The sequence below is a fragment of the Siphonobacter sp. BAB-5405 genome, assembly GCF_002872335.1.
In the GTDB taxonomy this organism is placed as follows: domain Bacteria; phylum Bacteroidota; class Bacteroidia; order Cytophagales; family Spirosomataceae; genus Siphonobacter.
Window position 1 is genome coordinate 89,755 of sequence record NZ_NJAG01000015.1, and the last position, 14,452, is coordinate 104,206.

Genomic DNA, 14,452 nt, shown 5'->3' on the forward strand with positions numbered 1-14,452 from the left:
AATACCTGAGTAATCCCAGAAGAGCTGACGATGGTTAGAAAACCGGACAGCCGCAGAGAATCGGCCCTGGTTTAGGGGATGTAAGGAAAAAAGTAATCACGATGTTGATGAAGTTTTGGTTAAGGAAAATTCCAATGGGTTGCAAAAGTAGAAGGTTTATTTTGTCAGACAATAGGAAAGTATTTTTTTTACGAAATGTCCTATGTTTTTTTCTTATGAGTCTTGACGAGGCCTGATTTCATTGGTTGAAAAGCTTATAAGGCAAAATTATATTTTGTTATCATTTTCAAAATAAGGTCTGTTCTAACCAGAGAAAACTATGAAAAATTCTATTTTGGCCGCCTTACTACTGGTCTCTCTAGGGAGTCATGCTGCGGTGGATCCCGTTAAAAAACGCATGGATCAGATGGCTAAAGAGATTGAGAAAAAAGTGATTACCTGGCGGCGGGATTTTCATGAACATCCGGAGCTGGGAAACCGGGAATTCCGTACGTCCGAGAAGATAGCGGCTCATTTGAAGGCTCTGGGGCTGGAGGTAAAAACGGGCGTTGCCAAGACGGGTGTTGTAGCCATTTTGAAAGGGGGTAAACCCGGTCCGGTCATTGCCTTACGGGCGGACATGGATGGCTTACCCGTAACAGAACGCGTAGACGTTCCTTTCGTTTCAAAGGTTACCACCGAATATAACGGACAGCAAACGGGGGTTATGCACGCCTGCGGTCACGATGGCCACGTAGCCATTCTGATGGGCGTAGCCGAAGTACTGGCCGGGGTAAAGAATGAGCTAAAAGGAACCATCAAGTTTATTTTCCAGCCCGCCGAAGAAGGAGCCCCGCAGGGCGAAGAAGGCGGAGCGGCTTTGATGATTAAAGAAGGCGTACTGGAAAATCCTAAGGTAGATGCCATTTTCGGCTTACACCTCAATGCTCAGACACCCATTGGGCAGATCAAATACCGGCCCGGAGGTACCATGGCTGCCGTTGACTTCTTCAGTGTGAAAGTGAAAGGGAAACAATCGCACGGAGCCTATCCCTGGCTGAGTATCGATCCGATTGTGACGGCTTCTCAGATTGTCAATAACCTGCAAACGATCGTTAGTCGTAAATTGGATCTGACTAGCGGAGCGGCTGTCGTAACAGTCGGGGCCATTCACGGGGGCATCCGGCAGAACATTATTCCCGAAGAAGTGAATATGATGGGGACCATTCGCTACCTGGATGCTCCGATGCAAAAGGTGATTCATGACAACCTTCGGCAGGTGGCCGAAAAAACAGCCGAAAGCCAGGGAGCCAAAGCGGATGTGAAAATTGATGTCATGTATCCCGTTACTTATAATGATCCGGCCCTGACGGATCAGATGGTTGGTTCGCTGGAAGAAGTGGCCGGGAAAGACAACGTTCTGCTGACACCCGCCGTAACCGGAGCGGAAGATTTCTCTTTTTTCCAGCAAAAAGTACCCGGACTGTTTTTCTTCCTGGGCGGAGCTCCGCTTAACAAATCCCAGGCACAAACCGCTCCACACCATACGCCGGACTTTTACATTGACGAAGGCGGGTTTGAACTGGGCATCCGGGCCTTCTGTCATTTGGTCGTAGACTACGCCGATCAGCACAAGTCGGCTAAAGTCAGCAGCCGTTAGGAGCGAATTTTGTAGTTACGGATCATCAACCACAACAGGCCGGGTGCGTATCGTTTGAGATAGGCCCCGGCTACTTCTTTCAGGCCTCCGATGTACACTTCCCGCTTGCGGGAGCGGAGGGCCTTGAGGATACGTTCAGCACATACATCGGCGGGGATGCCCCGGGCCTGGTTTTCATCCATCCGGTTATTGGCTTCGCCGCGACCGTTCAGGGCATTAAGCGAAATAGCGGTTTTGATGTAACCCGGACAGATGATCGTCACCCAAAGTCCTTCCCGCCAGATTTCGGCCCGTAGCGAATCAAAGAAACCACGAATAGCGAATTTGGAGGCGGCATAACTCGTCCGCATCGGTGTAGCGACGTACCCGGCAATGCTTGAAACGGGTACAATCAGGCCGTTTTTCTGAGCTAGTAGCGTGGGTAATACCGCTTTAGTCAGGGCAACGACGCCAAAATAGTTGACCTCCATCAGCCGACGATCTACATCGATGGAGCTCTCCAGAGCCAGTGACCGCTGACTAATCCCTGCGTTCTGTACCAGAATATCAATACGGCCAAAGGTTTGTAAAACGTCCTGAAGGCAAGCAGTAAACGTATGGGGTTGACTCATATCCATGACCACAATCCGGACGCGGTCGGCGGGCAGAGCCAGCTCTTGAGCCACCCGCTGTAATTCGGTTTCTCGCCGGGCTGAAAGTACCAGACAACTTCCTTCGCGGGCGAAGGCATGAGCTAAGGCTTCGCCAATGCCTGACGAAGCTCCCGTAATCCAGACGACCTGATCCCGAAATGTGGACATACCGTAAAAAGGTTTTGTGTGAAAGCGGGACGTTAGGTACAAAAAAGAACCGTCGCTTCAAAGAAACGACGGTTACTCTCACCCCAAAACTTAAACTACCCACAAGGGGATTCCTTTTTCGGCTCGTGCTCGTAGCATTAGCCGGGCTATGAAAATCAGCGAATAATCGAATTTGAAAAGGGCAGGCCCGTAAGAGGCTGCGGAATACTGAATCAAATAAAAATCAATCTGAGCGGAAAGCCACTAGCGTAAAAATCGGAAATATACTCCCTTCAATTTTCTGCCGATCAGATCGTATAAAAGAGAGATAAGACGAAAAATTTTTCAGTCTTATCAAAAAGCGAACTCATTCAACTTTACCCGCATTGATGGCTTTGAATAAGGCCTCTCCGTACGATTCACTGATGGGGATGTGTACCTGACCAATTTTGATCCGTAAGTTACGAATCGATTCAATTTTATCGAATGCAATGATGAACGATTTATGAACGCGTAGAAAAGGACCGCTGGGTAACTTTTCTTCCATGGCTTTCATCGTCAGTCGCGTAATTACCGGACGGCTCTGTCCTTCAAGATAAATCTTTACGTAATCCTTTAATCCTTCTACGTATAGAATATCGGCAATACGGATTTTTACTAACGAATAATCGGCATTAACAAACAGGTATTCCTGGGTGGGAGCGGGCGTAGGCTCGGCTACTACTGGCGTTTCCTGATGCCGCAAATTATGGAGTTCGTACGCTTTATTGACTGCTTTTAAGAAGCGTTCAAAAGAGACGGGCTTGAGCAGATAATCAAGTACGTCGAGGTTAAATCCTTCCAGGGCAAACTCTTCGTAAGCCGTTACGAAAACGACCATCGGAGCCTGCGTCATGCTCTGGACAAACTGTACCCCACTAATACCCGGCATCTGAATATCCAGAAATAGCAGATCGATCGGCTGCTGCTGCATCACCTCCTGAGCTTCGAAGGCATTTTTACAACGCTTTACTAAATTCAGAAAGGGTACTTTTCGTATGTTATCTTCCAGTAAGTCAAGGGCTAACGACTCATCGTCAACGGCGAGGCAGTTCATCATGGTTTCGTTTGTTTTGGGTACACCGCAAAAGTAAATAGTTGGATTCACTACTGATTCATTTCGAAAATGAATTTGGTTAGTGATTCACAGCTTCTTTCCAGGAGCGGTCTTTCAAAGGGTGGTCATTGGTAAAGTGCAGGGTAAGTTTTACTTCGTACCAGTCCGAATTTTCGTCAATCACTAATTCGTGCGATTCGGGGTACAACAGGCTCAGCCGGCGTTTTACATTGGGCAAACCAATGCCTGAACTACCGTCTTTAACCTCCTTGAACCGACGATTGACTTTGTTACGCACCGTAAAGATCAGCGTATGATCCCTGGATTCGAGCGACACTTCAATCACCGGATCACTAATCAGACCAACCCCGTGTTTAAATGCATTTTCAACGAATGGAATCAGCAGCATGGGCTCAATTAACTGGTGCGTGAGCTGATTATCCGCGTGAAAATGAATCTTCACATCGTTACCAAAACGAATTCGTTGTAAATCAATGTAATTGTTAAGGTACTTGATTTCTTTTTCCAGCGAAACCCGCGAGCCATTCGACTCGTAAAGCATATACCGCATCAAATCCGAAAGCTGAATGACTACGGGTTCAACCATATCCGATTTCTTGCGGGAAAGCGATACGATACTGTTAAGCACGTTGAACATAAAGTGCGGACTAATCTGCGAACGCAGGAAGCTCAATTCGGATTTAAGTCGTTCGTTTTCCAGCTCTTTCCGCTCTTGCTGATCCGACAGATAATCACTCAGTAGACGGTAAATGGTACTAATCGCCAGAATGAAAAAGACCGGAAACAGGGTGTAAAAGGTGATGCGAGCGGAAGGAAGTTCGGGAAAGAAAACGTAATTGCGTAAGCTCAGATTGATGGATAAAACGCCCGTTACCGACAGCAAAATATAGGCGAGGTAATACCAGACGCCCTGACGCTGTAATACCCGGGGAATCAGAAAATTAGCGTTAATGTAAAACAGCGGAATGGTGAGCATCTGTAATAGAATCACCACCTCGTCTGGTACCTTTACCTTGGGCGTACCCGGCGGGTTCTGGGGGGAACGAAGCAGAAACGGCAGGGACAGAAAAAATGCCCAGAATGCCAGGTGCATCAGCCCGGTCAACGATTGAGTAAAAGTTTTCGTCTTAAATTCTCGCACAAGTCGTCCGTGTGTTGTTGTACACTAAAGTACGAAAGTACATTTCGTATCAAATTTCAAAGCGGCGAATATGCTGATTACCGGGATAAAGTTCGCATTTCGAGCGATGTTAAAATAAACGGGCAAAGGGCCTTTAGCTCAGGGGTAATCGAACGGTAAAGGTACTTCCCTGCCCCAGCGTACTATGGAGCGAAATGCTGCCTCCGTGCCATTCCGCAATCCGTTGACTAACGGCCAGGCCAATGCCATACCCACTATAAATCAACGCATTGTTTGCCCGAAAAAAAGGTCCGAAAACCCGTTCCTGATCTTCAGGCGGGATGCCGATACCTTTATCCTCGATGGCGATCAGGCAATGGGTTGCATCGCTTCCAATCCGAATGAATGCTTCGTGCGTAGACGAGTATTTACAGGCGTTGTCAATCAGATTCGTGAAAAGAGTCTTTAGCAAAGCTTCGTCACCGGGTACCAGAAGCTCCCGGCGTTCATCGAGTACGGGCTCAAAGACCAGCTTTTGAGCTTTTCGCAACGAACTGAGTTCCGCGTAAATGTCCAGCAATAATTCAGGAATGGAAATCAGTTTTCGGCGGAGTACCGGGTCCAGCGGACGGGCCAGTTGCAGAAGTCCATTCGTTAGTCCAATGAGACGTTGCGTATCCTGAAATAGATCACGCAGGATCAGGCGATATTCTTCCGAGGATAAGGCTTCTTCCAGACCCGACTGAATATCGGTTTTCATGGCCGCCAGGGGCGTTCGGAGTTCGTGCGAAGCGTGGGATACAAAGCTCTTCTGTTGTTCAAAAGACAGATTAAGCCGGTTAAGCATCTGGTTGAAGTTGATCGCCAGCTGAGCCATTTCGTCCCGCCCATTGCCTTCCGGAAGACGCTCTTTCAAATTCTGGGCCGTAATCTGCTGAATCTGGGTATTAATCGTGGCGATGGGCCGCAGAAACAAACCCGCTAGCAGACCACTGACGACTACGGTCAGTCCTACGCCCACGACCCAGCAGATCATCAGCGTATTTCGCAAATAAATGAGCTTGCTTTTACCGAATTTATCGTAGGCCGAAGCCAGCACGACGTATTCACTGCCCGAAGCTTTCAGACTTGAGGGCAGAGCCAAGGCAATCAGGTCAATTTTGGCCGAACTTTGCTCCACCCGCTTTTCCTCGCGTACTTCAGCCAGCAAGGCGGGATCATACTGGGGCGGCTGATCGTCCAGACTCGAATACAGCAATCGATTATGCTCGTCGAACACGAGAACCTGTTCTTCGAATAAGGACGTCAGCGAATTCTGATCGATGATTTTCAGCAAATCATTATCGATTTCCTTGACATCCATCAGATAACGGGCCGTTGTGCGAGCCTTGTTTTCCAGTCGGCCCAGAAACTCCTCCTCGCGGTACGAAGCGGAAATCTGGTAAATCACGGCCGAAAATAAAGTCAGTAATCCGGCCACGACCAGTGAAAACAGCAAGGCCAGTTTGTAGCGAATGAACATAATTAATACTCGGGCCGGAGAATGTATCCCTGGCTGGGTTTGGTATGAATGAGCTTGGGTTCGTAGGGACGATCGACTTTCTTCCGCAGATAGGCAATGTAGACCTCAACGATGTTGGTACCCGGATCAAAGTTCAGGCCCCAGACTTCTTTCAGCAGTTCCATTTTGGTGATAAGCTGATTCTGATGCAGCAGTAAGTATTCCAGCAACGCGTATTCCTTGGCGGTCAGCTCCAGCTTTTCGCCATCCCGGGTGACGGTTTTGCTCAACAGGTTCATTTCCAGATTGGCGATCTGAAGCCGGGTTTGCATCGGAATCTCGTCCATGAACTCATTCCGGCGAAGCAGGGCCAGCATACGGGCGTGCAGTTCACGAATATCGAAGGGCTTCGCGAGGTAGTCGTCCGTGCCCTGTTCAAAGCCCCGCAGGCGATCTTCCGTATCATCCAGAGCCGTGAGCATCAGAATGGGTAGCCGCGGGCGTTGCCGACGGAGTTCGCCGCAAATGGCATAGCCATCCAGACCGGGCAGAACCACATCCAGAATGACGAGATCGTATCGCTGGCCCAGGGCCGCCTGTAATCCGGCCGTACCGTCAAAAACCGGCGATACTTCGTATCCTTTACGGGTGAGCGTTCGCGAAATGCTTTCGGATAAACGCTGATCGTCTTCGACTAAGAGTATTTGTTTGGCAGACATCGTGGACATCGGTTTGGGGTGCTTCCTTATTTCTGGAACGGCCTGCGGTACTTTCGCCGTATCTTTGCCGTTCATTCATTTCCATTCATTCAGAAGAAATCCGAACGCAGGTATCGCGATTACCTTCTTACTTAGAGCCCGACCCATGGATCAGCGTTTGCGGAAAACGGAACGATTGAAAAGCAAAAAAATGCTTGACCAGCTGTTTGCCCGGAAGGACAATACGAGTATGGCTGTATTCAGTTACCCGTTGAAAGTGAATGCCTTGCCGGCTTCCGGTACGGCTCCGCTTCCGCAGATTCTGGTATCCGTATCCAAGCGAAACTTCAAGAAAGCGGTTGATCGAAATCTAATTAAACGCCGGATGCGGGAAGCGTATCGCCTGCATAAAGCCCTCATTACGGAGGTCGAATCGGTACCCGTGGCGATTGCTTTTGTGTACGTAGCCAAAGAAATACTGCCTTTCGCTGACATCGAGAAAAAGATGAAATTCGTACTCAAACAACTCGGGAAAACCAGTACACCGACGCTTCCCTAAGGCGAAAACGGGCAATAGTCTCCGGCGAATTTGCAAATCTCGCCGTTAGATAACCGAAAATTGAAAAAAAATCGCTAAATTGTTCTTAAAAACAGGATTTCATCGCCAGCCCTTATTCGCATGAAACGTACCGCTCTGAAAGTCGGCATTCTTACTACCTGCCTGGTCGGAGGCCTCGGATTGTTTTCCTTCACGGACCCGGGAGAGCGGACCTTCGAGATCATGAAGAATCTCGACATCTTCGCTACGTTGTTTAAAGAACTCAATACGTATTATGTAGACGAGGTGAATCCGAATAAAACCATTCGGACGGGCATCGACGCGATGCTTAAAAATCTGGATCCGTATACAGTCTATTACCCCGAAGACGATATCGAGGATTATATGACCATGACGACCGGCAAATACAACGGTATCGGTATCCTAACGCAGCAACGACAGGGCAGATTTACGGTACTCATGGTGTACGAAGGAACACCCGCCGAAAAAGCGGGAATTCGCATTGGGGATGAGATTCTGAAAATCGATGGCCTGGATATTAAAAAGCCCGGCATGAACGTCGATAAGCTGATGAAAGGGCAAACGGGTACAACCGTGAAACTGAGCATCCGGCGATACGGCCAGCAAAATACCGAGGAAATCAGCGTAGGGCGGGATGTGGTGAAAATGACGAATGTTCCCTACTACGGCATGATTGATCAGGAAGTAGGCTACATTGACCTGAAAGATTTTACCGGAACGGCTTCCAAGGAAGTACGCCAGGCCTTCACCGATCTCAAAGGAAAAGGAATGAAAAAAGTCATCCTGGACTTGCGGGACAATCCGGGCGGGCTACTGAATATGGCGGTAGATATTTCAAACATCTTCGTCAATAAAGATTCTGAAATTGTCAGTACCAAAGGAAAAGTCAGCGAATGGAACAAAACCTACACGGCCCTGAATCCACCCATGGATGCCGAAATTCCGCTGGTCGTACTGACCAATAGCCGCAGTGCGTCGGCTGCCGAGATTGTAGCCGGCGTGATTCAGGATTACGATCGGGGCGTACTGGTCGGTCAGCGAAGCTTTGGGAAAGGTCTCGTACAGATCACGCGTGATTTGAGCTACAACAGCAAACTCAAGATCACTACGGCCAAGTACTACATTCCCTCGGGTCGCTGTATTCAGGCCATTGATTACGGTCACCGGAATCCGGATGGATCAGTGGGGAAAATTCCCGATTCCCTGCAAACGGCGTTTAAGACCAAGAAAAGCGGTCGTACGGTGTATGACGGCGGGGGCATTGCTCCGGACGTTACCGTAGATCGTCCGGCCCAGTCAGCCATTCTGGTGAGTCTTTTACGGAAAGGCTACATTTTCGATTACGCTAACAAATACCGGTCAGAACACCCCAGTATTAAAGACGGTCGTGAGTTCAGCCTTTCGGATGCGGAGTATCAGGAATTTGTGAAGTGGCTGAGCGACAAAGATTACGATTACACGACTGACGTGGAACGGAAATTCGAGGAACTGGAAGCGTCCGCCCGAAAAGAAAAATACTACGATGTGGTACAGGAGCAGCTGAAGGTTTTGAAGACCAAATTTGCTCACAGTAAAGATTCGGATCTTCTGAAATTCAAAGATGAAATCCGGTACATGCTGGAACAGGAAGTCATCCTACGGTACTACCTGCAAAAAGGAGTACGCGAACATTCGTTCAGTAAAGATCCCGAAATCCGGGAATCACTCAAGCTTTTCAAAGACATGAATCGCTACGAGTCTTTACTGAAATCCGGAGCTGGCAAATAATACCAAGTACTACGTTTGTTTACCGCAGAAGTTTGCCAAGGCAACTTTCTGCGGTATTTTTATTTCGTATAGTTGATAACGTTCAAAAAGTTATTAAAAAGCAGTGTGCATATATTTTGAACAGAACCTTATGTAATACTACCCAGAATCTATAGTTTTGTTAAATCAAGGATCAAAATCATACAAGATGAAGCCATCTTTTGAACACATAGATGCTTTACCTGATAGTTCTTTTACCTTTCGCGAGCACGTTCTGAAAGCCTTCGATGCTCCGTATCATTTTCACCCTGAAATTGAGTTAACGCTGATTCTTTCGAGCCGGGGTAAACGCTTTGTGGGTACGAATGTATCGGATTTTGAGGCGGGCGATCTAGTACTGATAGGTCCCAACGTGCCTCATTACTGGAAAAACGAGAACAATACGGACCCGGCCCATTCGATTGTCATTCAGTTCAAGGAAGAATTTTTAGGTCCTGAATTTTTCCGGAAGCCTGAATTTTTACCCATTGCCCGTTTGTTGCAACGAGCTAAATCCGGTTTGCATTTTTACGGTAAAACGGCGGAACGGGCTACGAAGGAAATGCAGTATCTGCTGAAAGATAACCATTTTCACCGGTTGCTGGGCCTGCTTGATTTGCTCCATACGCTGGCCGATAGTCAGGAAGTACATACGCTGGATACCAGTCAGTTTTTTGCCCAATTGCCGAAAACGGACTATGAACGATTGAATAAAATCTACGCGTACATGGCCGAGCATTTCCGGCAGGAGATTCGTCTGGAAACCATTTCCGAGCTAATCAACATGACGCCCCAGTCTTTTTGCAGGTATTACAAGAAAGTCACGAAAAAGACCTTTATCGATTCGCTGAACGAGTACCGCATTCGGTACGCCAGTCAGCTTTTGCTTTCGGATGGTGACCTGACGGTTTCGGAAGTTTGTTTTCAGAGTGGATTTGGGAATATTTCGCACTTTAACCGGCAATTCCGACAAACCACCGGGCTGGCTCCACTGCAATACCGACAGGAATTTTTACGTTCCTGATTTTGCGAATTCTCGCCAGAGATCGTACCTTTGCCCTCCGAAATTAGCTAAAACGGCAAGATTTCGATCACATCAGCGGGATGTGGAGCAGCTGGTAGCTTGCCACGTTCGGGACGTGGAGGTCGTGGGTTCGAATCCCGCCATCCCGACTTCAAAAGACAAAGTAGCCATCGGCTGCTTTGTCTTTTTTTTTGTTAGCCTCTTGCTGCCAGATTTAAGGCCCTTTTAAAAGAGAAGAAAACGTTTCCCATTAGGACATACCGACAAGGCTGGCTGCCATAAACTTCGTAACAACGGTTACAGGCGTCTACTCGACCGAATAAAATGAATTTGATTTCTTCGGCTCTATATCTCCGATTGAACCACTAATTTACAATCATGTTTTCCATTAGGTTTCTATTCACTGGGTTGAATTGGTAGATTCATAGATTACTTCTAATACACTTTCCCTTAAAGTCCCGTTATTCTATTGAGCAATAATTGAGATAGGATATATCTTAATTATTTGAATAGATATAAATGCCTTTGCAATAGAATGGCATTCATAAGTACAACTACTTTTATACTTGAGGTTGCGACACTTGAAATAAGTTTAAAGAAGCAGCAAGTTTAAATGATAAAATTTCGCAATAAATTAATATTAATTTGCGTGGATAACGTATAAATAAGTATTTTCCCAAAACTTAATTGATGAAGAAAATGCTATATCTGCCTAATCTGTCTGCCTCCTTTTTCAATTTGGTACTACTATTTATCCTTTTATTCGGTTTCACAAGCCCGGCCTACTCACAAAAGGAAGTTGTGATTTATAGCCGTACCACTCAAGATACTGTACTTGCTCAAAAATATAAGTGGGTAAAAAAGTACGACGAAGTCGTGTTAAGTGAAGGTGTATTTATTTGCAGAAAATATATCAGAACGCCGCATTTAAAAGATAACGACACGATCTTTTATAGAAATTCCTGGAGAGCCTATTTGTGTAATGAAGAGGGGCACCGGATTACTGATAATTATTACGATAATATTGATTCATTCCATGATGGAATAGCAAGAGTTGTAAAAAGTAAAAGAGGAACGGCCTACCTTTTTGATTACCAAGGGTTAAAAGGCTTTATCAATAAAAAAGGAGAAATTGTAATACCTATCATGTATCCATATGTATCTAACTTTTCAGAGGGATTAGCGGCAGTTTATGATTCGACACAATCTAGCTACTTTATTGATAAATCTAATAAGAAAATTTTTTCTGAAAAGAGATTCAAATATGTAAATGATTTTTATAAAGGAATTGCTTATGTAAAACTATCGAACAATTCCAGTAATTATATAGATCATAGTGGAAATTTTCTTATGCCTGGAAAATTTGACTTTATTGAGAGTAGAGGGAAGTACAGCTTTATGGAAGATACGCTGCAAATCGTAAGAAAAGGTAATAAATATGGCTTATTAGGAGATAGCTTAGAGTTAGCAGTGCCATTAATTTATGATTTAATTGACACGAACAGATTTGAGAGATTTAATCACCTAAGTAAAATACAGTTAACTAACAAAGTTGGCTTTGTTGATACGTTTGATGGTAAGATCATTATACCTTTAACGTATACTGAATTTAAAAAATCTGAAAATAGTAACTTTATCTGGGCGAGATCAGATGAAGGGTGGGGTCTAATTAATGCTAGTAATAAAGTTTTGGTTCCTTTTGTGTATACAGACGTGATCGAGGCTTTGAAAGATTACTCGATTGTAAAAGATAAAAAAACGGGTATTGTTAACAATCAGGGCGTTTTAATGGTACCTTGTATCTATGACAAGGTGTCTCCATTTTATAACGGAATAGCCATAGTAATCGCTGATGGTAAAGTTGGTTATGTAGACCAAACGGGAAAAGTGCTCATTAAGCCCTACTATGAAAAAGGAAGCTATTTTGTAGATGATGTAGCTACTGTGGAAACGAAATTGATGAAGTACAAAATCAATTCTAAAAACCAACACCTCACAAAAAGTTTGAATAGTACGGGTATATGGGTAGTCCTGGTGCTATCATCATTACTAGTACTAGGGGCTTATAAAACAATTAGCGTGTTTGTAAAAAGACCTTCATTGACTGTCTAGTTCTTTTGTAAGTATGCTGATTATTAGCTGTGGGTGTGCATTTGGCAGCAATTTTGCTCATTATACCCTGGAATTAAGATATGAAAATAGGACAGTACGTCAACATTTCATTAGTTAATACATTCATATTTATCGTGTATTCATTTTTGTAATGATATAGTTTTCTTATCTTGATTAATTGTTCTTCTCTTGAACTTTTACTTATATTTGTTCTTCACTGTTTCAATTCTGTATTTATGTGCTTTATCCGACCTCGGCTGATTTATACTATTTGTCTAAGCTTGTCTTTTTTCCTATCAAGAGGACAGGAAAATCCCTTTCAGGCTAATCAAAAGCGTAACTATTGGGGCATACAAGGATCCATTGGAGCAACTTCCATTAATCAAAGCATCAGCCCTTTTAAAACCGGTGTTGGCTTTAAAGCAGGATTAACAAATATCTATTCGGTGAATTCATTTATTGATGCTGGAGTAAACTTAACATATTCTGCGTATGCGGACAATAAAACTGCCTCAGGTATTGATCCATTAAATAATCAAACTATAATATTTGGGAGATTAGAACACAGATTAAAAATGTTGGAGCTTAAACCCTTTATACAAGTATCATTATTAGAAAGATTCCTATTTAAACCATTTGTTTCTGTAGGATTATCCACAGGATATATTCTTGATGTTTCTAGACATATCTACACTAATACGCAAGGAGGAGATTTTGTAGAAAATGCTAAAAATCGGTTTAAAAAATTTAATTGGGGAGGTGAGATTGGTCTTGGTAGTAAAATTCTTTTATCTGACAGAGACTATTTTACAATTAAGGTAAGTTATGAGAGAAGCTTTTCTAAATTGAATTTAACCAATCCAGATTACCCGGATGCTTGGAAGAATCAAGCTCTACAGTTAAGTTTATTTATTCCCATTAAATTTTTAATAAATTCATTGTAGGTAATTGATTTATCATAAGTAAAACCTTGTTTATAGTTATAGTAATAAACAGAATCAAGTCAAATAGCTGTTTCGTTCGCAACTCATACATATGTCTCTTTTGTTTTAGCTTGGTGCTCCATTAATCTAATTTTCTCATCAATTCTGATGTTTAATATCAATGTCGTATAGTTGCCAAAGTGGGCATAAGAATGATTTAATGAAAAAGAATTAGTATATTGATCTGAGCTTCTGGATCACAACGGAGATGTAAAGGTCTTAACTATTACTGAGACCTAGCAAATTCAAAATTAGAAAGTCTATTAAGCAAGTGTAACTTCTTCGCCTATTATAGAGTATCGTTTCCCGCTAATTCGGTATGTTCATATCCTTCATCTTAGAATAATCCGTTATCCCAAGCTTATTACCAAACGGATCATGGAATTCGACCGCAAACCCAGTCGCTATTTCGAAAGGTTCACTTAGGAAATGTACCCCTTTTTGCTGGAGTGCTTCATATGCCTTTTGAACATCGTCTACGGTAAACCAGATTGCAGGACTTGCATTCGGCATACGGTTAAGGATAATGGCCGGTTCGTTGTCACCGACTTTAAAGGCCGTCATCCCCTTGTCGGAAAAGTCGAACTTCGTTTCAAGTCCTAGTTTCTTTGTGTAGAATTCCTTTGCCTCCTCCAGGTTGTCGGCCGGGAGAAAGAAGTTATCAAAATCATGGATGAGATTCATGGTGTTCAGGATTTAATTAGTGATAAGTCGATACCCAGTTTAGTAAACTCCAGGGTTCCTTTTTCGGTAATATAAAAATACTTATCGCCAGCGTCGTCTTTGGTAAGCCAACCCTCTTTTAGAAACTTTTCCAGTAGAAGCTTACCGAGCTGCCCACCGAGGTGTTCGTAGCAGCCTTTGGCCAATTTTCGGTCCGATGTTTTCGTCATTAATTTATGCTTTACGGTTGTGGTGAAAGATTACAGAATTCAAGGAGATAAAGTATCCGATTTCTGCAGGTAGTGAAAGCAAAAGTAGAGATGGTTTTACGAGGAATCCATGACATTCCTCAGGCTTGCTCATAAGCTTTGTCGTTCTAAGAAGCCAAGCGTAAGGACGAAGAGAATTATGTAAATGGAGCTTGGTTTAAGGAATACCTAACAAAGAGCTC

At 44.4% G+C, this 14,452-nt stretch carries 13 protein-coding genes and 1 tRNA gene; 7 read left to right on the forward strand and 7 right to left on the reverse strand.

From position 1 onward, the window contains the following. The first annotated feature begins 319 nt into the window (after window positions 1-319). Window positions 320-1,639 carry an amidohydrolase gene (locus BWI97_RS14130; RefSeq protein WP_094813223.1) on the forward strand — a complete coding sequence of 440 codons (1,320 nt, stop codon included), beginning with the start codon at window positions 320-322 and terminating at the stop codon, window positions 1,637-1,639. Here the strand turns inward: BWI97_RS14130 and BWI97_RS14135 are convergent. The 5 genes from BWI97_RS14135 to BWI97_RS14155 all read right to left on the reverse strand — a co-directional run bounded on the left by BWI97_RS14135 (window position 1,636) and on the right by BWI97_RS14155 (window position 6,950). Then, the gene (locus BWI97_RS14135; RefSeq protein ID WP_102201439.1) at window positions 1,636-2,439 is read right to left on the reverse strand and encodes an SDR family oxidoreductase; all 804 of its coding nucleotides are present in this window, start codon (window positions 2,437-2,439) and stop codon (window positions 1,636-1,638) included. The two genes, BWI97_RS14130 and BWI97_RS14135, sit on opposite strands and share 4 nt — an antisense overlap. A 346-nt stretch (window positions 2,440-2,785) precedes the next feature. Continuing rightward, on the reverse strand, window positions 2,786-3,517 hold the full coding sequence (locus BWI97_RS14140) for a LytR/AlgR family response regulator transcription factor (RefSeq protein ID WP_369826592.1): 732 nt from the start codon (window positions 3,515-3,517) through the stop codon (window positions 2,786-2,788). A gap of 76 nt (window positions 3,518-3,593) precedes the next feature. Beyond that, entirely contained in the window at window positions 3,594-4,628 is a 1,035-nt protein-coding gene (locus BWI97_RS14145; protein WP_094813219.1) for a sensor histidine kinase, read from the reverse strand. Between the two features lie 181 nt (window positions 4,629-4,809). Next, window positions 4,810-6,177, reverse strand: a complete 1,368-nt coding sequence (locus BWI97_RS14150) for a HAMP domain-containing sensor histidine kinase (RefSeq protein ID WP_094813217.1) — start codon at window positions 6,175-6,177, stop codon at window positions 4,810-4,812. Between the two features lie 2 nt (window positions 6,178-6,179). Then, entirely contained in the window at window positions 6,180-6,950 is a 771-nt protein-coding gene (locus BWI97_RS14155) for a response regulator transcription factor (RefSeq protein ID WP_233207857.1), read from the reverse strand. Between the two features lie 70 nt (window positions 6,951-7,020). Between BWI97_RS14155 and rnpA the strand changes: the two genes are divergently transcribed. The 6 genes from rnpA to BWI97_RS14185 all read left to right on the forward strand — a co-directional run bounded on the left by rnpA (window position 7,021) and on the right by BWI97_RS14185 (window position 13,299). Next, window positions 7,021-7,413 carry a ribonuclease P protein component gene (gene rnpA / locus BWI97_RS14160; RefSeq protein ID WP_102201440.1) on the forward strand — a complete coding sequence of 131 codons (393 nt, stop codon included), beginning with the start codon at window positions 7,021-7,023 and terminating at the stop codon, window positions 7,411-7,413. 120 nt (window positions 7,414-7,533) lie between these two features. Further along, window positions 7,534-9,201 (forward strand): S41 family peptidase, encoded by a 1,668-nt coding sequence (locus BWI97_RS14165; RefSeq protein WP_094813211.1) that lies wholly within the window; start codon window positions 7,534-7,536, stop codon window positions 9,199-9,201. A 187-nt stretch (window positions 9,202-9,388) separates the two neighbouring features. After that, window positions 9,389-10,243, forward strand: coding sequence for an AraC family transcriptional regulator (locus tag BWI97_RS14170; protein ID WP_094813209.1), 855 nt, complete (start codon window positions 9,389-9,391; stop codon window positions 10,241-10,243). Between the two features lie 76 nt (window positions 10,244-10,319). Further along, window positions 10,320-10,392, forward strand: a tRNA-Pro gene (locus BWI97_RS14175). A gap of 541 nt (window positions 10,393-10,933) precedes the next feature. Next, window positions 10,934-12,355: a WG repeat-containing protein gene (locus BWI97_RS14180; protein WP_102201441.1), complete on the forward strand. Its 1,422-nt coding sequence runs from the start codon at window positions 10,934-10,936 to the stop codon at window positions 12,353-12,355. A 281-nt stretch (window positions 12,356-12,636) separates the two neighbouring features. Then, window positions 12,637-13,299, forward strand: coding sequence for an outer membrane beta-barrel protein (locus tag BWI97_RS14185; protein WP_158242759.1), 663 nt, complete (start codon window positions 12,637-12,639; stop codon window positions 13,297-13,299). A gap of 348 nt (window positions 13,300-13,647) precedes the next feature. Here the strand turns inward: BWI97_RS14185 and BWI97_RS14190 are convergent, their stop codons facing one another. Together BWI97_RS14190 and BWI97_RS14195 are read right to left on the reverse strand one after the other, a co-directional pair. After that, window positions 13,648-14,022, reverse strand: coding sequence for a VOC family protein (locus BWI97_RS14190; protein ID WP_233207858.1), 375 nt, complete (start codon window positions 14,020-14,022; stop codon window positions 13,648-13,650). A gap of 5 nt (window positions 14,023-14,027) precedes the next feature. Further along, window positions 14,028-14,231, reverse strand: a complete 204-nt coding sequence (locus BWI97_RS14195) for an ArsR family transcriptional regulator (protein WP_102201443.1) — start codon at window positions 14,229-14,231, stop codon at window positions 14,028-14,030. Window positions 14,232-14,452: the final 221 nt, after the last annotated feature.

Bases quoted from the DNA above. Each gene is read 5' to 3' on its own strand.
- BWI97_RS14130 (WP_094813223.1), top strand. From the start codon at position 320: ATGAAAAATTCTATTTTGGCCGCCTTACTACTGGTCTCTCTAGGGAGT.
- BWI97_RS14135 (WP_102201439.1), bottom strand. From the start codon at position 2,439: ATGTCCACATTTCGGGATCAGGTCGTCTGGATTACGGGAGCTTCGTCA.
- BWI97_RS14140 (WP_369826592.1), bottom strand. From the start codon at position 3,517: ATGATGAACTGCCTCGCCGTTGACGATGAGTCGTTAGCCCTTGACTTA.
- BWI97_RS14145 (WP_094813219.1), bottom strand. From the start codon at position 4,628: ATGCACCTGGCATTCTGGGCATTTTTTCTGTCCCTGCCGTTTCTGCTT.
- BWI97_RS14150 (WP_094813217.1), bottom strand. From the start codon at position 6,177: ATGTTCATTCGCTACAAACTGGCCTTGCTGTTTTCACTGGTCGTGGCC.
- BWI97_RS14155 (WP_233207857.1), bottom strand. From the start codon at position 6,950: ATGAACGGCAAAGATACGGCGAAAGTACCGCAGGCCGTTCCAGAAATA.
- rnpA (WP_102201440.1), top strand. From the start codon at position 7,021: ATGGATCAGCGTTTGCGGAAAACGGAACGATTGAAAAGCAAAAAAATG.
- BWI97_RS14165 (WP_094813211.1), top strand. From the start codon at position 7,534: ATGAAACGTACCGCTCTGAAAGTCGGCATTCTTACTACCTGCCTGGTC.
- BWI97_RS14170 (WP_094813209.1), top strand. From the start codon at position 9,389: ATGAAGCCATCTTTTGAACACATAGATGCTTTACCTGATAGTTCTTTT.
- BWI97_RS14180 (WP_102201441.1), top strand. From the start codon at position 10,934: ATGAAGAAAATGCTATATCTGCCTAATCTGTCTGCCTCCTTTTTCAAT.
- BWI97_RS14190 (WP_233207858.1), bottom strand. From the start codon at position 14,022: ATGAATCTCATCCATGATTTTGATAACTTCTTTCTCCCGGCCGACAAC.
- BWI97_RS14195 (WP_102201443.1), bottom strand. From the start codon at position 14,231: ATGACGAAAACATCGGACCGAAAATTGGCCAAAGGCTGCTACGAACAC.